This window comes from Streptomyces durmitorensis (assembly GCF_023498005.1).
GTDB classification, from domain to species: domain Bacteria; phylum Actinomycetota; class Actinomycetes; order Streptomycetales; family Streptomycetaceae; genus Streptomyces; species Streptomyces durmitorensis.
The window spans coordinates 8,346,904-8,366,822 of record NZ_CP097289.1; the positions used below are offsets into that span (position 1 = coordinate 8,346,904).

15 protein-coding genes and 1 pseudogene are annotated in these 19,919 nt (G+C 69.4%); 5 read left to right on the forward strand and 11 right to left on the reverse strand.

The features are described 5' to 3' along the window. Positions 1 to 78 precede the first annotated feature (78 nt). The 6 genes from M4V62_RS37390 to M4V62_RS37415 all read right to left on the reverse strand — a co-directional run bounded on the left by M4V62_RS37390 (position 79) and on the right by M4V62_RS37415 (position 6,631). Positions 79 to 1,344 carry a Gfo/Idh/MocA family protein gene (locus tag M4V62_RS37390; protein ID WP_249591620.1) on the reverse strand — a complete coding sequence of 422 codons (1,266 nt, stop codon included), beginning with the start codon at positions 1,342 to 1,344 and terminating at the stop codon, positions 79 to 81. Positions 1,345 to 1,378: 34 nt separating this feature from the next. Next, entirely contained in the window at positions 1,379 to 2,254 is an 876-nt protein-coding gene (locus M4V62_RS37395) for a carbohydrate ABC transporter permease (RefSeq protein ID WP_249593171.1), read from the reverse strand. A gap of 32 nt (positions 2,255 to 2,286) precedes the next feature. Further along, positions 2,287 to 3,243 carry a carbohydrate ABC transporter permease gene (locus M4V62_RS37400; RefSeq protein ID WP_249591621.1) on the reverse strand — a complete coding sequence of 319 codons (957 nt, stop codon included), beginning with the start codon at positions 3,241 to 3,243 and terminating at the stop codon, positions 2,287 to 2,289. 99 nt (positions 3,244 to 3,342) lie between these two features. Continuing rightward, a complete protein-coding gene (gene araD / locus M4V62_RS37405) occupies positions 3,343 to 5,067 on the reverse strand; it encodes an L-arabinonate dehydratase (RefSeq protein ID WP_249591622.1) in 1,725 nt (574 codons plus the stop codon). Beyond that, complete coding sequence (locus tag M4V62_RS37410; RefSeq protein WP_249591623.1) at positions 5,055 to 5,990, reverse strand: dihydrodipicolinate synthase family protein; 936 nt, start codon at positions 5,988 to 5,990, stop codon at positions 5,055 to 5,057. The genes araD and M4V62_RS37410 overlap by 13 nt, the downstream gene beginning before the upstream one ends. Then, entirely contained in the window at positions 5,987 to 6,631 is a 645-nt protein-coding gene (locus M4V62_RS37415) for a GntR family transcriptional regulator (RefSeq protein ID WP_249591624.1), read from the reverse strand. Before M4V62_RS37415 ends, M4V62_RS37410 begins: the two co-directional genes overlap by 4 nt. A 300-nt stretch (positions 6,632 to 6,931) precedes the next feature. Between M4V62_RS37415 and M4V62_RS37420 the strand changes: the two genes are divergently transcribed. The 5 genes from M4V62_RS37420 to M4V62_RS37440 all read left to right on the forward strand — a co-directional run bounded on the left by M4V62_RS37420 (position 6,932) and on the right by M4V62_RS37440 (position 13,475). After that, positions 6,932 to 8,233 carry an ABC transporter substrate-binding protein gene (locus tag M4V62_RS37420; protein WP_249591625.1) on the forward strand — a complete coding sequence of 434 codons (1,302 nt, stop codon included), beginning with the start codon at positions 6,932 to 6,934 and terminating at the stop codon, positions 8,231 to 8,233. A gap of 11 nt (positions 8,234 to 8,244) precedes the next feature. After that, positions 8,245 to 9,234: a carbohydrate ABC transporter permease gene (locus M4V62_RS37425; RefSeq protein WP_425575183.1), complete on the forward strand. Its 990-nt coding sequence runs from the start codon at positions 8,245 to 8,247 to the stop codon at positions 9,232 to 9,234. Next, complete coding sequence (locus tag M4V62_RS37430; protein WP_249591627.1) at positions 9,231 to 10,097, forward strand: carbohydrate ABC transporter permease; 867 nt, start codon at positions 9,231 to 9,233, stop codon at positions 10,095 to 10,097. Before M4V62_RS37425 ends, M4V62_RS37430 begins: the two co-directional genes overlap by 4 nt. Before the next feature lie 6 nt (positions 10,098 to 10,103). Next, positions 10,104 to 10,667, forward strand: a complete 564-nt coding sequence (locus tag M4V62_RS37435) for a hypothetical protein (RefSeq protein ID WP_249591628.1) — start codon at positions 10,104 to 10,106, stop codon at positions 10,665 to 10,667. An 84-nt stretch (positions 10,668 to 10,751) separates the two neighbouring features. Beyond that, positions 10,752 to 13,475: an exo-rhamnogalacturonan lyase family protein gene (locus M4V62_RS37440; protein ID WP_249591629.1), complete on the forward strand. Its 2,724-nt coding sequence runs from the start codon at positions 10,752 to 10,754 to the stop codon at positions 13,473 to 13,475. On the opposite strand, the gene M4V62_RS37445 is transcribed toward M4V62_RS37440, so the two are convergent. The 5 genes and pseudogenes from M4V62_RS37445 to M4V62_RS37465 form a co-directional block, all read right to left on the reverse strand. Further along, the gene (locus M4V62_RS37445; protein ID WP_249591630.1) at positions 13,472 to 14,185 is read right to left on the reverse strand and encodes a glycoside hydrolase family 12 protein; all 714 of its coding nucleotides are present in this window, start codon (positions 14,183 to 14,185) and stop codon (positions 13,472 to 13,474) included. The two genes, M4V62_RS37440 and M4V62_RS37445, sit on opposite strands and share 4 nt — an antisense overlap. 70 nt (positions 14,186 to 14,255) lie before the next feature. After that, positions 14,256 to 16,220 (reverse strand): annotated as a pseudogene (locus M4V62_RS37450) (beta-galactosidase); the annotation flags it as partial. A gap of 8 nt (positions 16,221 to 16,228) precedes the next feature. After that, positions 16,229 to 17,161 (reverse strand): carbohydrate ABC transporter permease, encoded by a 933-nt coding sequence (locus M4V62_RS37455; RefSeq protein ID WP_249591631.1) that lies wholly within the window; start codon positions 17,159 to 17,161, stop codon positions 16,229 to 16,231. Continuing rightward, positions 17,158 to 18,177, reverse strand: coding sequence for an ABC transporter permease (locus M4V62_RS37460; protein ID WP_249591632.1), 1,020 nt, complete (start codon positions 18,175 to 18,177; stop codon positions 17,158 to 17,160). Before M4V62_RS37460 ends, M4V62_RS37455 begins: the two co-directional genes overlap by 4 nt. A gap of 1 nt (position 18,178) precedes the next feature. Beyond that, complete coding sequence (locus tag M4V62_RS37465) at positions 18,179 to 19,879, reverse strand: extracellular solute-binding protein (protein ID WP_249591633.1); 1,701 nt, start codon at positions 19,877 to 19,879, stop codon at positions 18,179 to 18,181. Positions 19,880 to 19,919: the final 40 nt, after the last annotated feature.

Sequence of the window (19,919 nt, forward strand, 5' to 3'; positions counted from 1 at the left end):
GGTGGGGTCTCGGCGATGGGGATGGAGAGACGGCTGGCTCGGGAGTGCGCCCCGTAAGGGGCGCGGGGAACTGCGCGATCAGCCCCCACCGGACCGTGGGTCTGGCACCGCACTGCCGACGCGGTGCTCGGGTGCGGGGGCCGGAGTCTCGGGGGGCCGAGCGGCCGGGGCCCCGTACGGCAGCGCCCAGAACGTGCCGAGCTCCGCGTAGCCGCACAGCGTGTCGGCGCTCGCCGCGACGAGGCCGTCGATGCCGTGCACGATGCGGCGCCGCACGCCCTCGTGCTCACCGGGCACGGAGCGCCAGGCCTCGACGGGCAGGGGCCGCGGATCGGGCGCACGGCGTATCGACTCGACGACCTTCATGAAGGCGCCCGTGGACGCCGGCGGAACCAGCAGCTCGGCGCGGCCCGCGAGATGGTCGACGAGGTTCTCCAGGAGGTCCGTCCGCCCGTGAAGGACCTCCTCGGGCCCGTGCCCGGCGCGCTGCACGAGCACCCGGTCCTGCTTGTACCAGAACGTGATGCGGCCCTGGGTGCCGTGCACGATGACGTACGGCTCGTCGGGACGCTCGGCGCAGAGGGTCGCGGCGACGCCGATGCGGCCGCCGCGCGCGGTGGCGATCCCCACGAACGAGGTGTCGTCGGACTCGATGGCGTTGGCGCGGAACAGCTCCGTGTCCACCCGCGTGACGTCATCGGCCCGCGGGGAGCCGTCGACCGCGAGGGCGGTGGCGACGGCGTGGGCGAGGGGGTTGGTCAGGACCCCGTCCACGACGTCCACGCCGTCCAGACGGCGCCGCCCGGCCCAGGGCGCGCGCCGGTAGTACGCCTCGTCACGCGCCCAGGCACCCGCCGCGCCGACCCCCATCGACGCGCCGATGACCCCGTCGGCGACCAGCGCGCGGATCGCGGGCACGGCATGTGAGCCGAGTGACTGGAACCCGACCTGACAGGCCACCCCCGCTGCGGCCACCGCGTCGGTGATCCGCCGGAAGTCGGCGTACGAAGGGGCGGGCGGCTTCTCCAGGAGCAGGTGCACGCCCCGTGCGGCGGCGGCGACGGCCAGGTCCGCGTGGGTGGGGATGGGCGTGCAGATCACGGCGACGGCGGCTCCGGTGGCGTCGAGCAGACCGGCGAAGTCCGCGGACTGCGCGGGCTCACCGAGCCCGTCGAGCTCGGCGCCGGCCAGCGGTTCGAGCTCACAGATCCCCACGAGCCGTACGCGGCCCGCCTGCTGGAGGCGCCGGATGTTCTCCAGGTGCCATCTGCCGTGCCCGCGCGCACCGGCGAGGACCAGCGGGAGCGGGGTGCGGGGCGCCGCGGGCCCCGGGCCTGGGGTCATCGGATCCTCCCCGGAAGGGATGACGACAGGTGGCTCATCCCTTCACCGCCCCTGCGCTGAACCCGGTGACCAGCCACTTCTGGATGAAGGCGAAGACGATCACGACGGGCAGGGCGGCGATGACGCCTCCCGCCGCGAGCGCGCCGAGGTCGACGCTGTCGGCGCCCATCAGGGTGGCGAGGCCGACCGGGATCGTCTGCTTGTCCTGGTTGGAGAGGAACATCAGGGCGAACAGGAAGTGGTTCCAGCTGTGCACGAAGGCGAAGGAGCCGACCGCTATCAGACCCGGCCGCAGCAGGGGCAGGACCACGGCGCAGAAGGCGCGGAAGCGTCCGCAGCCGTCGACCCAGGCGGCCTCCTCCAGGGAGTACGGCACGTTCTTGATGAACCCGCTGATCAGGATCATCGAGAGCGGCAGCTGGAAGACGGCCTCGGCGATGATGACGCTGCCCAGTGAGTTGATCATCTGGAGGTTGGCGAAGATCTGGAAGAGCGGCACCAGCATCAGCGCGCCGGGGATGAACTGCGAGCACAGCAGCGCCAGCATGAAGCCGCGCTTGATCTTGAAGTCGAAACGGGCGAGGGCATAGCCGCCGGCCAGGGCGACGAGCGTCGTCATCAGCATCGACAGGACGCCGACGATGAGGCTGTTCTGGAAGAAGAGCGCGAAGCTCCGCTCGGTCCACACCTTGTCGAAGTGCTCGAACGTGATCGGCCAGGGGAGCAGCGAGGTCGAGCCCGCCGGTCGGATGGCGAAGAGCAGCATCCAGTAGAAGGGGATGATGGTGAAGAGGAGGTAGAGGCCGAGCGGGAGGTAGATCTGCCAGCGGGGGGCCTCGTCCCAAGGGCGCCGCTTGGGGGCGCGCGGGCCGCCGTCGCGCGGCCTGGTGGGTGCGGTGGTGGCCGCCATGTGGGCTTCCCTGTCGAGGTGCTGAGTGGTGGTCACTTGTCCTGACCTCCGAACTTGCTCAGCCGCAGATAGACCATCGAGCAGAAGAGGAGGATCACGAACGCGATGGACGTCAGCGCGGATGCGTAGCCGAAGTCGTGCGAGTCGACGGCGATGGACGCGATGCGCAGCGGCAGGGTCGTCGTCTCGCCCGCGGGTCCGCCGCCGGTGAGGGTGTAGAGCAGGTCGACGTTGTTGAACTCCCAGACCGCGCGAAGCAGCGTGGAGAGAATGATCGCGTCCTTCAGGTGCGGCAGCGTGATGTGGAAGAACTGCCGGAAGCGGCTCGCGCCGTCCACCTCCGCGGCCTCGTACAGATCCTTCGAGACGGACTGGAGGTCGGCGAGGATGAGGATCGCGAAGAAGGGGACGCCGCGCCAGAGTTCGGCGACGACGACGGCAGGGAAGACGGTGCTGGTGTCCGAGAGCCAGGACGTGCCGTACGAGCCGATCCCCATGTCCGCGAGGTAACGGGTGATGCCCGTCTGCGAGTTGAAGATCAGCAGCCAGATCGTCGAGGTGAGCACGCCGGAGACGGCCCACGGCGAGAAGACCAGGGCGCGCGCCATCGCACGGCCGATGAAGGTCTGGTTGACGATCAGCGCGAGCCCCAGGCCGAGGAGCAGTTGCAGGACGACCTCGACGGCGACCCACTGGAGGCTGAAGCCGAGCGTCTGCCAGAACTGCGGGTCCTCGGTGAACGCGGTGACGAAGTTGTCGAAGCCCGCGAAGCCGTCACGCCAGGGCTTCGTGGGGTTGTAGTGGCGCAGGCTGTAGTAGAAGACGCTGATGACCGGGTAGGCGATGAAGCCCAGCATCAGGAGTCCGGCCGGCGCGATCAGCAGATACGGGAGGCGGCGCGGGGTCGCTCCCGTTCGGCGCCGGTGCGCACCCGGCGTGCGGCGCCGGGGCGGTGGCTGCGGTGGCGCTTTCGCCACAGCTGAGGCCATGTCTGCTTCTCCGTTCTCATGGGCGGCACACAGTCGGCGAGATGAAGCGCTTCGCAGACATTGTTCGAGATCTCGTACAAAAAGAGTGGTCGGGAGGGCTCAGCCCGCGTACGGGTCGGGGACCTCGCCCTCGCGGGCCAGGAACGCGAAGTCGCAGCCGGTGTCGGCCTGGGTGATCTGCTCGCTGTAGAGGGCGCCGTAGCCGCGTCCGTAGCGCGCGGGCGGCGGCGTCCACGCATCGCGTCGCCGCGCCAACTCCTCGTCGGAAACGTCGAGATGGAGCGAGCGTGCCTCGACGTCCAGGGTGATCAGGTCCCCCGTACGCACGAGGGCGAGCGGCCCGCCCACGAACGACTCGGGGGCGATGTGCAGCACACACGTGCCGTACGACGTGCCGCTCATCCGCGCGTCGGAGATCCGCACCATGTCGCGCACCCCCTGCTTGAGCAGATGATCGGGGATCGGGAGCATGCCGTACTCGGGCATCCCGGGCCCGCCCAGGGGGCCGGAGCCGCGCAGCACGAGGACGTGGTCGGCGGTGATGCCGAGCGCGGGGTCGTTGATGGTGCGCTGCATCTCCTTGTAGTCGTCGAAGACGACCGCGGGGCCGGTGTGCCGCAGCAGGTGCGGCTCGGCGGCGATGTGCTTGATGACGGCGCCGTCCGGGCAGAGATTGCCGCGGAGCACCGCCACTCCGCCCTCGTCGGCGAGCGGCTTGTCGCGGGGGCGGATGACCTCGGGGTTGTGCACGGTGGCGCCCGCGAGCTGTTCGCGCAGGGTGTCGTGGGCGACGGTGGGCCGGTCCAGATGGAGCACGTCGGTCAACTGGGCCAGAAACGCCGGGAGTCCGCCCGCGAAGTGGAAGTCCTCCATGAGGTACTGCCCGCCGGGACGCAGATTGGCCAGGACCGGCACGGTCCGCGCGATCCGGTCGAAGTCGTCGAGCGTGAGCCGTACGCCGCTGCGGCCCGCCATCGCGATCAGATGGATGACGGCGTTGGTGGAGCCGCCGAGCGCGAGGACGGTGGCGACCGCGTCCGCGTAGGCGTCCTGGGTGAGCAGCTTGGACAACGTCAGGTTCTGGTGGACGAGTTCGACGATCCGCATCCCGGACGCGGCCGCCATCCGGTCGTGCCCGGAGTCCACCGCGGGGATGGAGGAGGCGCCGGGCATCGTCACACCGAGGGCCTCGGCCGCCGCGGTCAGCGTGGAGGCGGTCCCCATGGTCATGCAGTGGCCGGGGGAGCGGGCCAACCCGCTCTCCAGCTCGGCCAGTTCGCAGTCGCCGATGAGCCCGGCGCGCTTGTCGTCCCAGTACTTCCACATGTCGGTGCCGGACCCGAGGACCTCGTTGCGCCAGTGCCCCGGGAGCATGGGCCCGGCCGGCACGAAGACGGTCGGCAGGTCGGCGCTCGCGGCGCCCATGAGCAGGGCGGGCGTCGTCTTGTCGCAGCCGCCCATCAGCACGGCGCCGTCCACCGGATAGGACCGGAGCAGCTCCTCGGTCTCCATGGCCAGGAGATTCCGGTAGAGCATCGGGGTCGGCTTCTGGAAGGTCTCCGAGAGTGTGGAGACGGGGAATTCGAGGGGGAAGCCGCCCGCCTGCCACACGCCGCGCTTGACCGCCTGGGCGCGGTCGCGCAGATGGACGTGGCAGGGATTGATGTCGGACCAGGTGTTGAGGACCGCGATGACGGGCTTGCCCAGATGCTCCTCGGGCAGGTACCCGAGCTGCCGGGTGCGGGCCCGGTGGCTGAAGGACCGCAGGCCGTCCGTGCCGTACCACTGGTGGCTGCGCAGTTCGTCCGGCCTCACAGCGACCACGCCTTCACCAGCGACGCTATCTCCTCGCGCCGCTCGACGGGCAGGACCCGGCTCGGCGGGCGCACCTCGCGGCGGCACAGACCGAGCGCGGCGAGAGCCTCCTTGACGACGGTGACGTTGTCGGCGGACTGGTCGGCCGCGCGCAGCTCCTCGAAGCGCCGGATCAGCTCCCAGACGTCCATGGCCGCCGGGTAGTCACCCGCCCGCAGGGCTTGGAGCATGCGCAGCGACACCTCGGGCGCGACATTGACCAGGCCCGAGGTGAAGCCGGTCGCGCCGACGGCCCAGTACGCGGGCGCGTACAGCTCGGCGAGACCCGCCACCCACACGAAGCGGTCGAGCCCCGCGTCCCGCGCGAACGCGGCGAAGGCGGCGGCGTCCGGGGTCGCGTACTTCGCGCCGATGACATTGGGGCACAACTCCGCGAGATCCGCGAGGCGTTGCCCTGTCAGACGCGCATTGCGGATGTACGGGACGACGCCGAGCTCGGGCACGGCGTCGGCGACGGCACGGTGGTAGTCGACCCAGCCGTCCTGGGAAACGTACGGATGCACGGGCTGATGCACCATCACCATGTGGGCGCCGGCGTCCCGCGCGTGCCGGGCGGCGGCGACCGCGGTCGGCAGGTCATGGCCGACGCCGACGAGCACGGTGGCCTCGTCGCCCGCCTCCTCCATGGTCAACTCGGTGACCAGGCGGCGCTCTTCGGGGTCCAGGGCGTAGAACTCGCCGGTGTTGCCGTTCGGGGTGAGCGTGTGCACGCCGCCGTCGACGAGCCGTCGCACCAGGGTGCGGTAGGTGTCCCGCTCCACGGAGCCGTCATCGGCGAACGGGGTCACCGGGATCGCCACGACGTCGGCGAGCGCGGAACGCTGTGATTCGAAGCGGGAGTTGTGGCTCGAGTCGGGCCCAGGACCGGTCATGAAGGATCCCCCTCCGGGAACGCGCGCCGCACGAACGAGGCGATGTGGTCGTGGAGTCCGGCGGCCGCCGCGTCGGCCTCCCCGGCGAGCGCGAGCCGCAGGATCTCCCGGTGCTCGGCCGCCTCCCGTTCCCAGGAGGGCAGGGTGGCCCAGGCGACGGCGGAGACCAGGGCCGCCTGGTCGCGCACCTCGTCGAGCATGCGGGAAAGGAGCGGATTGCCGCACGGGAGATAGAGCGCGCGGTGGAACTCCCGGTTGGCCAGGGAGCGTTCGGCCGCGTCCGCGGCGGTGTCCGCCCGCTCCAGGGCGTCGCGCGCCTCCTCCAGGAGGGCGCCGGAGCGGACGGTGCGGCGCAGCGCCTCCGGTTCGAGCAGCAGGCGGACGTCGTAGACCTCCTGCGCCATGGCCGCGTCCACCGTGCGCACGGTGGCGCCCTTGTACTGGCTCATGACGACGAGCCCGGTCCCTGCGAGTGTCTTCAGCGCCTCCCGGACGGGCGTCTTGGAGACCGCGAACTGGGCGGCGAGCTCGGTCTCGACGAGGGGCTGGCCGGGCGCCAACTGCCCGGTGAGGATGCGGTGCTTGACCGCCTCGAGCACGTACTGCGTGCGCGAGGGGATGGGGTGGGGCGCAAAGTTCATCGAAGCTCTCAGTCGTCGTGCAGCCGTGGTGCAGCCATCGCGTGAAGCCGTCGTGCAGTCATCGCGTATCGCGTCTCATATATGACGTACGAAGTACGACGCGATGAAGCTAGGGCGCCGACCGGCCCGCGTCAACGTTTCGCGCAAGAAAACTCGTTCGAAATATCGGAGTTGGAGCCCGGTGGCTCGAAGCGCTTCGACCGTTCCTGCCCGAACCGTTGACGTACTCATCCCGGCTCCCTACCTTGTCCCGGCAAGCGCTTTCCTAAAACGATTCAATCGCGTAGCGGAGGACGAACTGTGCCGACTCATGGGGAAGTTGACAGGCGCGGCCTGTTGAAACTGGCCGGCGGCTCGTTGGCGGCCCTCGGACTGACCGCCGCGGGCTGCGGCGGTGGAAGCGGGTCGGGGGACGGGACCGTCACCATCCGGTACGCGTGGTGGGGCTCCGACGACCGCGCCAAGCGGATCAACCGGACCATCGAGCTCTTCGAGAAGAAGTACCCGAAGATCAAGGTGAAGACGGACTTCCAGCCCTACCTCGACTTCTGGAAGAAGTTCAACACCCAGGCCTCCGGGGGCAATCCGCCGGACGTCTTCCAGAACGCGATCGGCTTCCTGCGCAAGTACGACCAGCGCAATGTGCTGCTCGACCTGCACGCACAGGCCAAGGCGGGCAACCTGCGCCTCGAAGGCTTCCGCGCGGGCCTGGAGAAGTTCGGCGAGGTCGACGGCAAGCTGCTCGGCGTTCCGGTCGGCAGCAACTCCATGGCCCTGGTGATCGACAAGCCGGTCTTCGAGAAGGCCGGAGTCACCCCGAAGATGGGCTGGACCTGGGACGACTACCACTCCGCGATGGAGAAGATCCGCAAGCAGGGCAGGTCGGGCGACAGCGGCCTGTACGGTGTCATGTACCTCTACGACCCCTACCTGCGCCAGCGGGGCAAGGCCTTCTTCACCGAGGACGGCCTGGGCTTCGACGAGGCCGACCTCAAGGAGTGGTGGACCAAGGGGTACGCCGGGGTGAAGTCGGGGATCTACTCCGACCCGAAGAAGGTCGCCCAGATCAAGCCCAAGTCGGCCGTGGCCGCCGAGATCGCCGCCTGCGAGTTCACCTGGGACAACTTCACCGTCCGCTACACCGCCGAGGGCAAGAGCGAGTACGGCCTCGCGCCGCTCCCGACCACCGACGGCAAGAAGACGGGGCAGTACCTCGGCTCGCTGATGCTCAGCGGCTCCAAGCGCACCCAGCACCCCAAGGAGGTCGCGCAGTTCATCGACTTCATGGTGCACGACCCCGAGGTCGCCAAGATCATGGGATACGACCGCGGGGTGCCCACCACGACCGCGCAGTACGAGGCGTACAAGCCCGCCGAGGAGAAGGACAAGGTGATCGCCGCGGTCAACAAGGAGATCGCCGCGTACGAGGAGCAGTTGGTCGACGCCGATGTACTGGAGCCCATCACGCCGCACCCGGCGGGCGCCGACGTCTGCGAGGCGGCGTTCCTGCGCATCGCCGAGGAACTGGCCCTGGGGGAGCGGTCGGTGGACGAAGCGGTGAAGCAGTTCTTCACCGAGTGCAAGACCGCGCTCGGTTCCTGATGGGCGGCACGATGGCGTCCTTGCAGACCCCCGTGGCCCCGGCCACCCCCGAGAAGCCGAAGCCGCCGCGCGGTACCCGCCTCCCCGAGGCCGCGCGGCGGCGACGGCGGGGCGAGAACATCGCCGGGTTCCTCTTCATGTCGCCCTGGCTCGCGGGCTTCCTGGTTCTGACCGCCGGGCCCATGGTCGCCTCGCTCTACTTCGCGTTCACCGACTACAACCTGTTCGACGCTCCCCAGTGGATCGGCCTGGACAACTTCACCGAGATGTTCGGTGACCCGCGCTGGCGCAAGTCGGTGGAGGTCACGCTCTGGTACGTGATCGTCGGCACCCCGCTCAAGCTGGCCGCGGCGCTCGGCGTGGCGCTCCTTCTCAACCAGAAGCGGCGCGGACAGGCCTTCTACCGAGCCGCGTTCTACGCCCCGTCCCTCATCGGCGCCAGCGTCTCGATCGCCGTCGTCTGGAAGGCGATCTTCTCCGACGACGCCATCGTCGACCGTACGCAGCGGGCGATCTTCGGCATGGACGTGGGCGGCTGGACCGGCGACCCGCAGTGGATCATCTACAGCCTGATCGCGCTGACCGTCTGGCAGTTCGGCGCGCCGATGGTCATCTTCCTGGCCGGTCTGAAGCAGGTGCCGCGCGAGCTGTACGAGGCGGCGGAGGTCGACGGCGCGGGCACCTGGCGGCGGTTCTGGAACATCACCCTGCCGATGATCTCCCCGGTCCTCTTCTTCAACGTCCTCCTGGAGACCATCCACTCCTTCCAGATCTTCGCCTCCGCGTACATCGTCGGCGGCGGCGCGGGCGGCAACGCCTGCGGTCCGGCGGACGGTTCGCTCGTCTACACCTGCTACCTCTACGTCCAGGGCTTCGAGAACAGCCGGATGGGCCTGGCATCGGCCATGGCCTGGATGCTGCTGCTCGCGGTGGCCCTGGTGACGGCGGTCCTGTTCTGGTCCCAGAAGCGCTGGGTGCACTACGAGGAGGGATCCCGATGACCGCACCGAGCGCGCTGTCCGGCCGCCGTCGTCGCGGGGCCGGTTCGCTGGCCTGGCACGTCGGCTCCCTGGCGGTTCTGGCCGTCGTCCTCTACCCGGTGATCTGGGCGATCGGCGGCTCGTTCAAGGCGAACGACGAGATCGTCGGAAGCCTCGACCTGTTCCCCACCGACCCCATCGTCGCCAACTACGCCGGACTCGCCGACGGCATCGCCGACATCTCCATCGCCACCTTCTTCTCCAACTCCCTGTTCCTGGCGCTCGGTTCGGTCGTGGGCGTGCTCTTCTCCTGCTCCCTCGCGGGCTACGCCTTCGCGCGGATCAAGTTCGCCGGGCGCAACGTGCTCTTCGCGCTGATGATCGGCACCCTGCTGCTGCCGTACCACGTGCTCCTGATCCCGCAGTATGTGCTGTTCCAGAAGATGGGCCTGATCAACACCTATACGCCGCTGCTGCTCGGCAAATATCTGGCGGTGGACGCCTTCTTCGTCTTCCTGATGGTGCAGTTCATGCGGAACCTGCCCAAGGAACTGGACGAGGCGGCGCGGCTCGACGGCTGCGGGCATCTGCGCATCTACTGGTCGATCGTCCTTCCGCTGTGCAGGCCGGCGCTGATCACCAGCGCGATCTTCACCTTCATCAACTCCTGGAACGACTTCATGGGTCCGCTGATCTACCTCAACGACCCCTCCAAGTACACCGTTTCGCTGGGCCTGAAGATGTTCGTCGACCAGGAGGGCCTTGCCAACTACGGCGGGATGATCGCCATGTCCCTCGTCGCGCTGGTGCCGGTCCTCGCGTTCTTCCTGGCCTTCCAGCGGTACCTGATCGACGGTATGGCCACGTCGGGTCTGAAGGGCTGAGCGCCGATGAAGGCCAGGACGATGGACCGCTTCGGGACCTTCGCCGAATGTCTGCTGACCGGGGTGTGGATCGCGCTCGCCGCCCTGCCCCTGGTCACACTGCCCGCCGCCTTCGCCGCGGGGGCCCGTCACCTGAACCGGCATCTGGCCCACGAGACCTCGGGGTGGCGGGAGTTCACCGCCGATCTGCGGGCGGCGGTGCGGCGCGGCTGGCTGGTGGGCCTCGCAGGCTGGGCGGCGCTCGCGCTGCTCCTGGCGGACATCGCGTTCGTACGGGCGGGTCTGCCCGGCGGCGCGTTCGTCGGCGCGGTCGGGGTCGTGGCCCTGTTCGTCCTGGTCGTCACCGGCCTGCGGGCGGCCGCGAACTGGGGCCCCGGTGCGTCGTGGCGCACGCTCCTGACCGAAGCGGTGCGCCGCACGCTGCGCGATCCCGCCGGTTCACTGGTGATCGTGTGCGGCTTCGCCGTGGTCGTGGCGTCCGCGTGGTTCGCCCTGCCGCTCGCGGCTCCCGCGCTGGGAATGGTCGCGGCGGCGGCGCTGGCAGTCGAACGGCGCGGCACGGCGGTCTGACGCCCCGCGCTCCCGGACCGGCCCGCATCGAGCCATCCGCACACATCGGCATCTGTCATGCCCACGCAAAGAGAGAGGATCACGATGTCTCCGATTCCCCGCAGGTCCCTGCTCAAGGCCGCCGCAGTGGCCGGTGCCGCCGCGCAGTTCAGCTGGGCGCTCGGCCGTGGTGACGCCGAAGCCGCTCCCCGCGCGGCGGCTGCCGACGGCCCCGTCTCCGTCGGCTGGCTGGAGAAGGGAGGGCTCGGTGCCGCGCCCGGCTCCACCTTCGGCGTCCCGTGGCCCAAGGGTGCCCACCCCGCCGGGCAGAGGTTCGCCCTCGCCACCGCCGACGGCAAGGACATCCCCGTACAGACCTGGACCACCGCCCACTGGCCGGACGGCTCGGTGAAGTGGACGGCACACGCGGTGGGCCCGGCGGCAGGCGCCGAGAAGTTCACCCTCAAGGCCGGGACGCCCGCCGCACCGGACAAGAAGGTCAGCGTCACCGAGACCCGCCGTGCCATCACCGTCGACACCGGCGTCATCAAGGCCGTCATCGCCAAGGACGGGGAGCGGCTGGTCGAGTCCGTGACCCGCGACGGCACGAAGATCGCCACCGACGGGCGGCTCGTGCTCCTGCGCCAGGGCGACCTCGACGACGGCGACCACGGCAACGCCAAGTGGGAGCGGTTCGACGGCGAGATCAGCGGCGCGAAGACGGAGCAGGGCGGGCCGGTGCGTGCCGTCGTCCGCATCGACGGCAAGCACCGCAAGGGCAGCCGAAGTTGGCTGCCCTTCAGTGTGCGTCTCTACTTCTACGCGGGCGCGGACTCCTTCCGCATGGTGCACACCATCACGTACGACGGCGACGCGGAGAAGGACTTCATCCGCGGCCTCGGTGTCCGCTTCAGCGTGCCGATGCGCGACGCGGCGTACGACCGGCACATCCGGATCGCCGGCGAGGGCAAGGGATTCCTCACCGAGGCGGTCAAGGGCATCACCGGCCTGCGCCGTGACCCCGGCGCCGCCATCCGCACCGCCCAGGTCAAGGGCGAGAAGCTGCCGGACCCGGCGACCTGGGACCAGCGGGTCACCACCCGCCTGCAGTACGTCCCCACGTGGGGCGACTACACCCTCGCCCAGCTCTCCGCCGACGGCTTCACCCTGCGCAAGCGCACCAAGCCGGGGCACACCTGGATCACGGCGGGAGGCGGCGGCCGTGCGACCGGATTCGGGTACGTCGGCGGGGCCGGCGGCGGCTTCTCCTTCGGCCTGCGGGACTTCTGGGAGAAGCACCCCGCCCAGCTGGACATCAGGGGCGCCGCAGGTGACACGGCCGAGGTCACGCTCTGGCTCTGGTCGCCCGAGGCGCAGCCGATGGACCTGCGCACGTACCACGACGGCATGGGCCAGGACACGTTCCCCGAGCAGATCGAGGGCCTCAACATCACCTACGAGGACTACGAACCCGGCTTCGGCACCCCGTACGGCATCGCCCGCACCAGCGAGCTGATGTTCTGGGCGAACGCCGCGACCCCCTCCGCGTCCGTCCTCGTCGACCAGGCCACCGCAGTGCGCACTCCGCCCCAACTGGCCGCCGCCCCCGAGCATGTGACGAAGACGGGCGTCTTCGGCGGTCTCTTCTCGCCCGTCGACCGCTCCACGCCCGCGAAGGCCACGATCGAGGACCACCTGGACTTCCTCTTCGCGTACTACAAGGACCAGGCCGAGCAGCGCCGCTGGTACGGCTTCTGGGACTACGGCGACATCATGCACACCTACGACGAGGACCGGCACCAGTGGCGGTACGACGTCGGCGGCTACGCCTGGGACAACTCCGAGCTCTCGCCCGACCTGTGGCTCTGGTACGCCTACCTGCGCTCGGGCCGCGCCGACATCTTCCGCTTCGCCGAGGCCATGACCCGCCACACCGGCGAGGTCGACTCCTACCACCTCGGCAAGTGGGCGGGCCTCGGCACCCGACACGGAGTGCAGCACTTCGCGGACAGCGCCAAACAGCAGCGGATCTCCACGGCCGTCTACCGTCGCCCCTACTACTTCCTCACCGCCGACGAGCGGGTCGGCGACCTGATGCACGCCCTGGTCGACTCCGACGAGACGTTCCTCGTCCTCGACCCCCTGCGTAAGATCCGCACCGAGCCGTACGAGCCCGACCGCAACGCCCTGTCCATAGGCTTCGGCACCGACTGGAGCGGCCTGGCGGCGGCCTGGCTCACGGAATGGGAGCGCGGCGGCCCCAAGGCGGCGAAGGCCGAGGCCCGCCTGCGCTCCACCATGGAGACCATCGCCGCCCAGCCGAACGGCTTCGTCCAGGGCAGCGGCCTCTACGACCTCGACACCGGAAAGTTCGCGGTGGCCACCGAGCCCGCCGTGAACGTCTCCCACCTCTCCGCGATGTTCGGCCTGGTGGAGATGTGCGCCGAGCTCATCGACCTCGTCGACCAGCCGAAGTTCAAATCGGCGTGGCTGGACTACTGCCGCTACTTCAACGCCACCAAGGCCGAGCAGAAGGAGCGCTACGGCAAGGACTTCGGCAGCCTGCTGCTCTTCCAGGGCCACTCCCGCCAGGACGCTTACGCCGCCGCCCAGTTGAAGGACGGGAAGCTCGCGACGCGCGCCTGGCAGAAGTTCCACGACAGCGACGGCTACACGAAGGCCATGAGCTGGGCCAAGACGGACCTGGAAGGCCCTGCGGCCCTGGAGCCCGGGTACGAGAACCTGCGGATCAACACGAATGAGACCGCACTGTTCGGCCTTGCCGCCATCCAGAATCTCGCCCTGGTCGGCGACCAGCTCTCCGGCTAACCGCCCGACACAGTGAGGGAGTTGGTGGTGAAGTCGAGCCCTCCGGCCGAGCCGCTGATCTCGTAGCCGAACTGCACGTCGCCGATGGTCTCGTTACCCATCCAGCCCTTGGTGTTCTTGATCCACTTGAGGATCGGCAGGACGTCGACGGTCCCGGACGAGGAGTCGGAGGTGCGCAGGAAGGAGAAGACCTCGTTGGCGCCGTTGGTGCCCTTGTAGACCGCCCAGGTGTGGCCGCCCAGGCTGACGGTGCCCTGGGCGGTGCCGAGCGGGCCTACGTTCCCGTTGTAGTTGACCCAGAGCATGATCTCGTAGTCGTGGTCGGTGTCCCAGATGTCGTACGAGGAGTTGTAGTCACCTGCCGAGGGGACCTTGACGTCGTACGAGCTCTTGAGCGAGGACAGGGAGTCGATCGGCTTGCCGATGACCTTCTTGGAGTTCGGGTAGGACTTGATGCCGCTGGTGTTCGGGTGGTCGGCGTGCACGCTCCACCTGGTGCCGGAGTCCGCCGACACGCACTGGCTGCCCGCGCCCGAGCCCCAGATGTTGTTGTAGAGGGTGTAGCCGTCCAGGGTGGTGTTGCCCCACTGGTCGCAGGAGCTCCAGACGGCGGCCTGCGCGGGGGCGGATGCGAGCCCGAGCGCCGCGCCCGCCACCAGGGTGGGGGCGAGCAGCAGGCGGGTCAGGGTGCGGCGGGGGTGTCGTGTCATGTGGGGTCTCCAGGGTGGGGGGGGAGGAGCGCCGCGGGTCCGGGTCGGGCCCGCGGTCGTCGTCGGCGTGGCGCAGCACGGCCACACCGTGGCGGCCAAGGGTGATCGTGCCCTCGGCCTCCTTGCCGGTCAGCAGATCGAGGTGCCTGCCCGGCACGGGCACGGTCACCTGCCCGCGGCCGTGGTGCAGGAGGAACAGGAGATCGCCGCGGCGTACGGCCTCCACCGCGCGGGGGAGGCCTGCGAGCAGAGGCCGTACGCCTGCTTCGGCGGCCACACGCGCGAGCAGCTCGCGCAGGGCCTCGGGCTCGGGAAGCGTGGACAGATACCAGGCGCGGTCGTGGCGAAGGACCGCGGGAAGACCGTCGAGCTCGCCGCCCCGGTAGCTCGCGACCGTCTTCGCGCAGTCGTCGGCCTCCAGCTCCTCCGACCAGAGCGTTCCGGTGAACTCCCCGCAGTCCACGCTCTCCCCGGCATCGAGCGGCCACCACTCGTGCACGGTGCGGATGCCGAACAGCTCGCGCAGGCGGGCGTCCATGCCGCCGGGCCGCACCCGGTCGTCGGTGTCGGCCACGCCGGTGAGGAAGCCGCAGACGAGGGTGCCCCCGTCGCGTACGTACGACAGGAGGTTGTCGATCGCGCTGTCGGTGAGGAGGTACAGGTGCGGGACGGCCACCACGCGGTACGGGCTCAGGTCGTGCTCGGGATGGGCGAAGTCGACGGGAGTGTTCGCCTCCCACAGCGCGCGGTGCCAGGCGCGAAGGACATCGGCGTGGTCGACCAGGGTGGAGGGGCGGCCCTCCTGCTGACTCGCCCACCAGGAGTTCCAGTCGTGCAGGACGGCCACATCGGCGGTGACGCGCATGCCGGCCACCGCGGGGCCGACCGCGGCGAGTTCGGCGCCGAGCTCCTTGACCTCCTGGAAGGTGCGGCCGTGCTCGCCCGCGTGGCTGACCATCCCGGAGTGGAACTTCTCCGCGCCCTGCCGGGACTGACGCCACTGGAAGTAGCAGACGGCGTCCGCGCCGCGCGCCACCGCCTGCCAGGACCAGAGGCGGTTCAGACCGGGCGGCTTGGGGTGGTTCACCCCGCGCCAGTTGACCGGACCCGCCGCCTGCTCCATCAGCATCCACGGGCCGCCGCCCGCCTGGGAGCGCGTCATGTCCTGGACCAGTGCGCCCTGTTGGGCTCCGAGCGGATCCCTGGGGTCGGGGTAGATGTCGACGGAGACGACGTCCTCGTGCGCGGCCCACTCCCACGCGTCCTGCCCCGACCACAGCGGCATGAAGTTGGTGGTGACCGGCAGGTGCGGGGTGTGCGCGGTGACGATGTCCCGCTCGGCGCGGAAGCACTCCAGCCAGGAGTCCGACGTGAAGCGCTTGAAGTCGAGGACCTGGGTCGGGTTCTTCAGGTAGTGGGCGCGGCGGGGCGGCAGGATCTGCGCCCAGCTGTCGTAGCTCTGGCCCCAGAAGGCGCTGCCCCAGGCCGAGTTGAGAGCGTCGAGGGAGGCGTACTTCGCACGGAGCCAGCGGCGGAACGCGACGGCCGCCTCGTCGCCCCAGTCGTAGGTGCAGTATTCGTTGTTGATGTGCCACATCGTGAGCGCGGGGTGGTGCGCGTACCGGGCCGCCAGGTCCTCGGTGATGGCGGCGGCGTATCTGCGGTAGTCGGCGCTGGAGTGCGCGAAGTGCTGACGCGAGCCCCACCACTCCACCTGCCCGTTCTCGTCCCGTGGCAGCGTCTCGGGGTGCAGGCGGCCCAGCCACGGCGGGGGAGCGGAGGTCGGCGTCGCCAGGACGACACCGATGCCGTGCGCGTGCAGCAGATCCATCAGCCGGTCCAGCCAGCCGAAGTCCCGCTCGCCGGGCCGTGGTTCGAGCCTCGCCCAGGAGAAGACGCCGAGGGTGACGGAGTTGACCGAGGCCTCGCGCATCAGGCGTACGTCGTCGAGCCAGACCTCCTCCGGCCACTGCTCGGGGTTGTAGTCGCCGCCGAACAGGATCCGGCCGCGGGTGGTGTCGTCGAGGGAAGGCATCGGTGGGATCAGCCCTTCACTGCGCCGGTGAGCATGCCCTGCTTGAAATGCCGCTGTACGAACGGCGAGAGGACGGCGACCGGCAGGAGCGCCAGGACCATCACGGCCATCTGGATGGCGAGCGGTGACAGATGCCCCGTGTTGATCGCCTGGGCCAGACCCGTCGGCTTCTGCTGTTTGATCACCAGCTGCTGCATGACGTTCTGGAGCGGCATCATGCCCGGGTCGCTGAGGTAGATCGACGCGTTGAACCACGCGCTCCAGTACCCCACCGCGTAGAAGAGCGTGATGACCGCGATCACCGCCCGGGACAGGGGCATGACGATCCGCCACAGGATGAGCAGGTCACCGGCCCCGTCGATGCGGGCGCTCTCGATCAGCTCCTGCGCCGTGCCCATGAAGAACGCCCGCAGGACGAGGATGTTGAAGACGTTCAGGGCGCTCGGCAGGATCAGCGACAGATAGGTGTCCGTGAGGCCGAGGCCCTGCACCACCAGATAGGTGGGGATCAGTCCGGCGCCGAAGAACATCGTGGCGACGATCAGCAGCAGGATCGGGCGGTGCAGGACCGATCCCGGGCGCGAGAGGCCGTAGGCGCACAGGACGGACACCACCATGCTGAAGAGCGTGCCGACGACCGTGACGCCCACGCTGACCAGCGTGGCCCGCGCCACCTGGCCGCCGCCGAGCAGCTCCTGGTAGTGGACGAAGGTGACACCCCGGGGGATCACCACCAGACCGCCCGTCTCGGTGATCGTCTTCACCGAGGAGAGGCTGGTGACGACCACCACCCACACCGGGAAGAGGACCGCGAGGCACACCAGGGTCAGCGTCACGCCCTTGGTGGCCAGGCCGGCCCGGGTCGGGGGCTCCTCCCACACGGGGCGCAGGCCGGTGCGGCTGCCGGGCTTGATGCCGAAGTTCAAGAGGCCCTGACTCATCGCTTGTACACCCCCTGCTCGCCCATGAGGTGGGCGGCCTTGTTGGCCCCGAGCACCATCAGGAGGCCGAAGACGCCCTTGACGATGCCGATGGCGGCGCCGTAGCCGAAGTTGCCGTTGTCCAGGCCGGTGTTCCATACGTAGGTGTCCAGGACCTCGGAGGCCGTGGGGCCCACGGCGGTGCGCTGGAGCAGGATCTGCTCGAAGCCGACCGTGAGCGCGTTGCCGACCTGGAGCACGAGCAGCAGCGCCACCACCGGGCGCAGCGCGGGCAGCTGGATGTGCCACATGCGCCGCCAGCGGTTCGCGCCGTCCATCGCCGACGCCTCGTACAGGTCCGGGCTGACCGCCGCGAGTGCGGCGAGGAAGACGATGACGCCCCAGCCCGCGTCCTTCCAGACCATCTCGAAGGTGACGAGGAATTTGAACAGGCCCGGGTCGGTCATCAGGTCGAAGCCCTCGTGCCCGTGGTCCCGAAGGACCTGCGCGACAAGCCCCGCCCCGCCGAACATCTGCTGGAAGACCGTGATGACAAGGACCCAGGAGAAGAAGTGCGGCAGGTAGAGGATCGCCTGGGCGACCGCCCGCACCCGGGGCCGCACGAAGCTGTTGATGAACAGCGCGAGCGCGATCGGCAGCGGGAAGAACAGCGTCAGCTGGATCGCGAAGATCGCGAGGGTGTTCCTGACCGCCTGCCAGAACAGCCGGTCGTCGGCCATGTGCCGGAAGTGCTCGATGCCGATCCAGGGGCTCTGCGTCATCGCCTGGAACGCGTTGTCGGCGATGTAGGGGTCGTAGTCCTGGAAGGCGACCACGTTGCCGATCAGCGGTACGTAGTTGAAGACGAGCAGGAGCAGCAGCGCGGGCAGCACCATGAGGAGCAGCGCGCGGTCGCGGCGCAGCCGGTGCCGCAGCGGGACGCGGGCAGGTGCCTTCTTCGCGGGGGGCGCGGCTTCGACGGGCCCGGTGGGCGCCCGCTCGGTGGTGTCGCGCGCGTGAGTCGTGCTCTGGGCCATGTCAGGACGCCGAGTCGCCGGTCGCCCCGGTCTGATCGAGCAACTTCTTGTACCAGCCGCGCAGCTTGTCGCCGCCGCCCGACTTCCAGTCCGAAGCCGCCTGCTGCATGTCGGAGACCTTCTTGCGGCCCCGCACGACGTCCTTCTCCAGGTCCTCGAACTCGGCGTTCAGCTCGGTGTACCGGGTCGGCTCGATGATCATCATGCCGTGGAAGAGCGGCTTCTTCGTGTGCGCGCCCTGGCGCTGCTGCCACCCGACCATGCCCTCGGTGACGTCCGGCAGATCGGGGTAGGCGACGAAGGGCGCCGGGGACGCCAGGTACTCGTACGTCGAGAAGACTTCGTTGTTGCCCTTGCCGTTCTTGGTGAGGACGCCGTCCTTGAACGTGTGGTGGACGCCCTCGACGCCGTACATGCGAAGGCGCTGTTCCTTCGAACCGTAGGGAGCGGCTGTGTAGTTGGCGAGGGCGAGGATGTCGCGGACGGTCTTCTCGTCGGCCTTCTCGCTGATGAACGTCCAGATGTCGGCGGGCGGACGCGCGTACAGGGTGGGCGCGCCGCCGTCGGCGGAGAAGTAGTCGAACGCCTCCATGCGGAACTTCTTGTTGTCCACGCGCTGCACGGCCGCCTTGCCGTACCAGTCGGACAGGTCCTGGCAGTACATCCAGACCTTGCCCGCCGCGCACAGGTCGCCGATGCTGCCGGTCTCGGCCTTCGCGTCGGGGTGGACGAAGCCCGCCGAGTAGAGCTTGCGCGACCACTCCAGGGCTTCCAGGTACTCATCGGTCTCGTAGCGGTTGACGAGCTTGCCGTCGACGAGCTTCCAGTAGTACGGCTTCTCCGGGAGCACACCGAAGATGTTCCAGGCCGCCCAGCTCATGTCGCCGCACGCCCACACCTTGCTCTTGGGGGCGTTGAGCTGCTTGCACAGGTCGTAGAACTCCTGGGCGCTGGTGGGCGCTTCGAGCCCCTCCTTCTCGAAGAGGTCGGTGCGGTAGAACGGCGCGATGTTCGGCGTGGTGGCGGAGGGCATCGGCAGGCCGCGCAGCTTGCCGCCGAAGATGGAGCGCTGCCAGGCGCCGGTGGGGATCGCGGCGAGGTTCGGATACTCCTTGATCTTGTCGCCGCTCAGGTAGGGGCCGAGGTCCGCGAACTTGTTGGCGATGGCGCTCGGTATCTTGCCGGTCAGCTCCCAGCCGGGCACGACCACGGCGTCCGGGACGCCGCTGGAGGCGAGGACCGCGCCCAGCTTCTGGCCGTACGTGTCGCCCTGCTGGTTCTGCCACTTGACGCGGACGCCGGCCGCCTCGTCCATCGCCGCCCAGTAGGGATTGCCCTGCTTGGGTACGTTCCCCCAGATCGGCGCCATGACGGTGAACTCGCCGCCCCTGCCGAGCTTCTGAGGAACCGACACCTTCAGGTCGGCCGCCGGGAGGGCCTTGGTGAAGCCCGCCGCCGAGCCGTTCTTGGCGGGGATGTCCGGGCTGGCCAGGGACGACGCGGCGTACGTCGGGAGCAGGCCCTTGAGCTTCTTCCCCGTCGTGGTGCCCTCGTTCTTCGACCCGCTGCCCCCGCAGGCCGTGAGCAGTGGGGCCCCGCCTGCCACGACGAGCGCGGCCAGGCCGGAGTGGGCGAGGAAGGTTCTCCGGCTCGATCCGGGGCGTCCCGAACGGGAGCTGGTGGAGGGGGAGTTCGGCGTCATTGCGTCAACCCTTCGTGGCGCGCGCCCGGACACACGGCGG

Coding starts and splice junctions, on each gene's coding strand:
- M4V62_RS37390 (WP_249591620.1), bottom strand. CDS start 1,344: ATGACCCCAGGCCCGGGGCCCGCGGCGCCCCGCACCCCGCTCCCGCTG.
- M4V62_RS37395 (WP_249593171.1), bottom strand. CDS start 2,254: ATGGCGGCCACCACCGCACCCACCAGGCCGCGCGACGGCGGCCCGCGC.
- M4V62_RS37400 (WP_249591621.1), bottom strand. CDS start 3,243: ATGGCCTCAGCTGTGGCGAAAGCGCCACCGCAGCCACCGCCCCGGCGC.
- M4V62_RS37410 (WP_249591623.1), bottom strand. CDS start 5,990: ATGACCGGTCCTGGGCCCGACTCGAGCCACAACTCCCGCTTCGAATCA.
- M4V62_RS37415 (WP_249591624.1), bottom strand. CDS start 6,631: ATGAACTTTGCGCCCCACCCCATCCCCTCGCGCACGCAGTACGTGCTC.
- M4V62_RS37425 (WP_425575183.1), top strand. CDS start 8,245: ATGGCGTCCTTGCAGACCCCCGTGGCCCCGGCCACCCCCGAGAAGCCG.
- M4V62_RS37430 (WP_249591627.1), top strand. CDS start 9,231: ATGACCGCACCGAGCGCGCTGTCCGGCCGCCGTCGTCGCGGGGCCGGT.
- M4V62_RS37435 (WP_249591628.1), top strand. CDS start 10,104: ATGAAGGCCAGGACGATGGACCGCTTCGGGACCTTCGCCGAATGTCTG.
- M4V62_RS37440 (WP_249591629.1), top strand. CDS start 10,752: ATGTCTCCGATTCCCCGCAGGTCCCTGCTCAAGGCCGCCGCAGTGGCC.
- M4V62_RS37445 (WP_249591630.1), bottom strand. CDS start 14,185: ATGACACGACACCCCCGCCGCACCCTGACCCGCCTGCTGCTCGCCCCC.
- M4V62_RS37455 (WP_249591631.1), bottom strand. CDS start 17,161: ATGAGTCAGGGCCTCTTGAACTTCGGCATCAAGCCCGGCAGCCGCACC.
- M4V62_RS37460 (WP_249591632.1), bottom strand. CDS start 18,177: ATGGCCCAGAGCACGACTCACGCGCGCGACACCACCGAGCGGGCGCCC.
- M4V62_RS37465 (WP_249591633.1), bottom strand. CDS start 19,879: ATGACGCCGAACTCCCCCTCCACCAGCTCCCGTTCGGGACGCCCCGGA.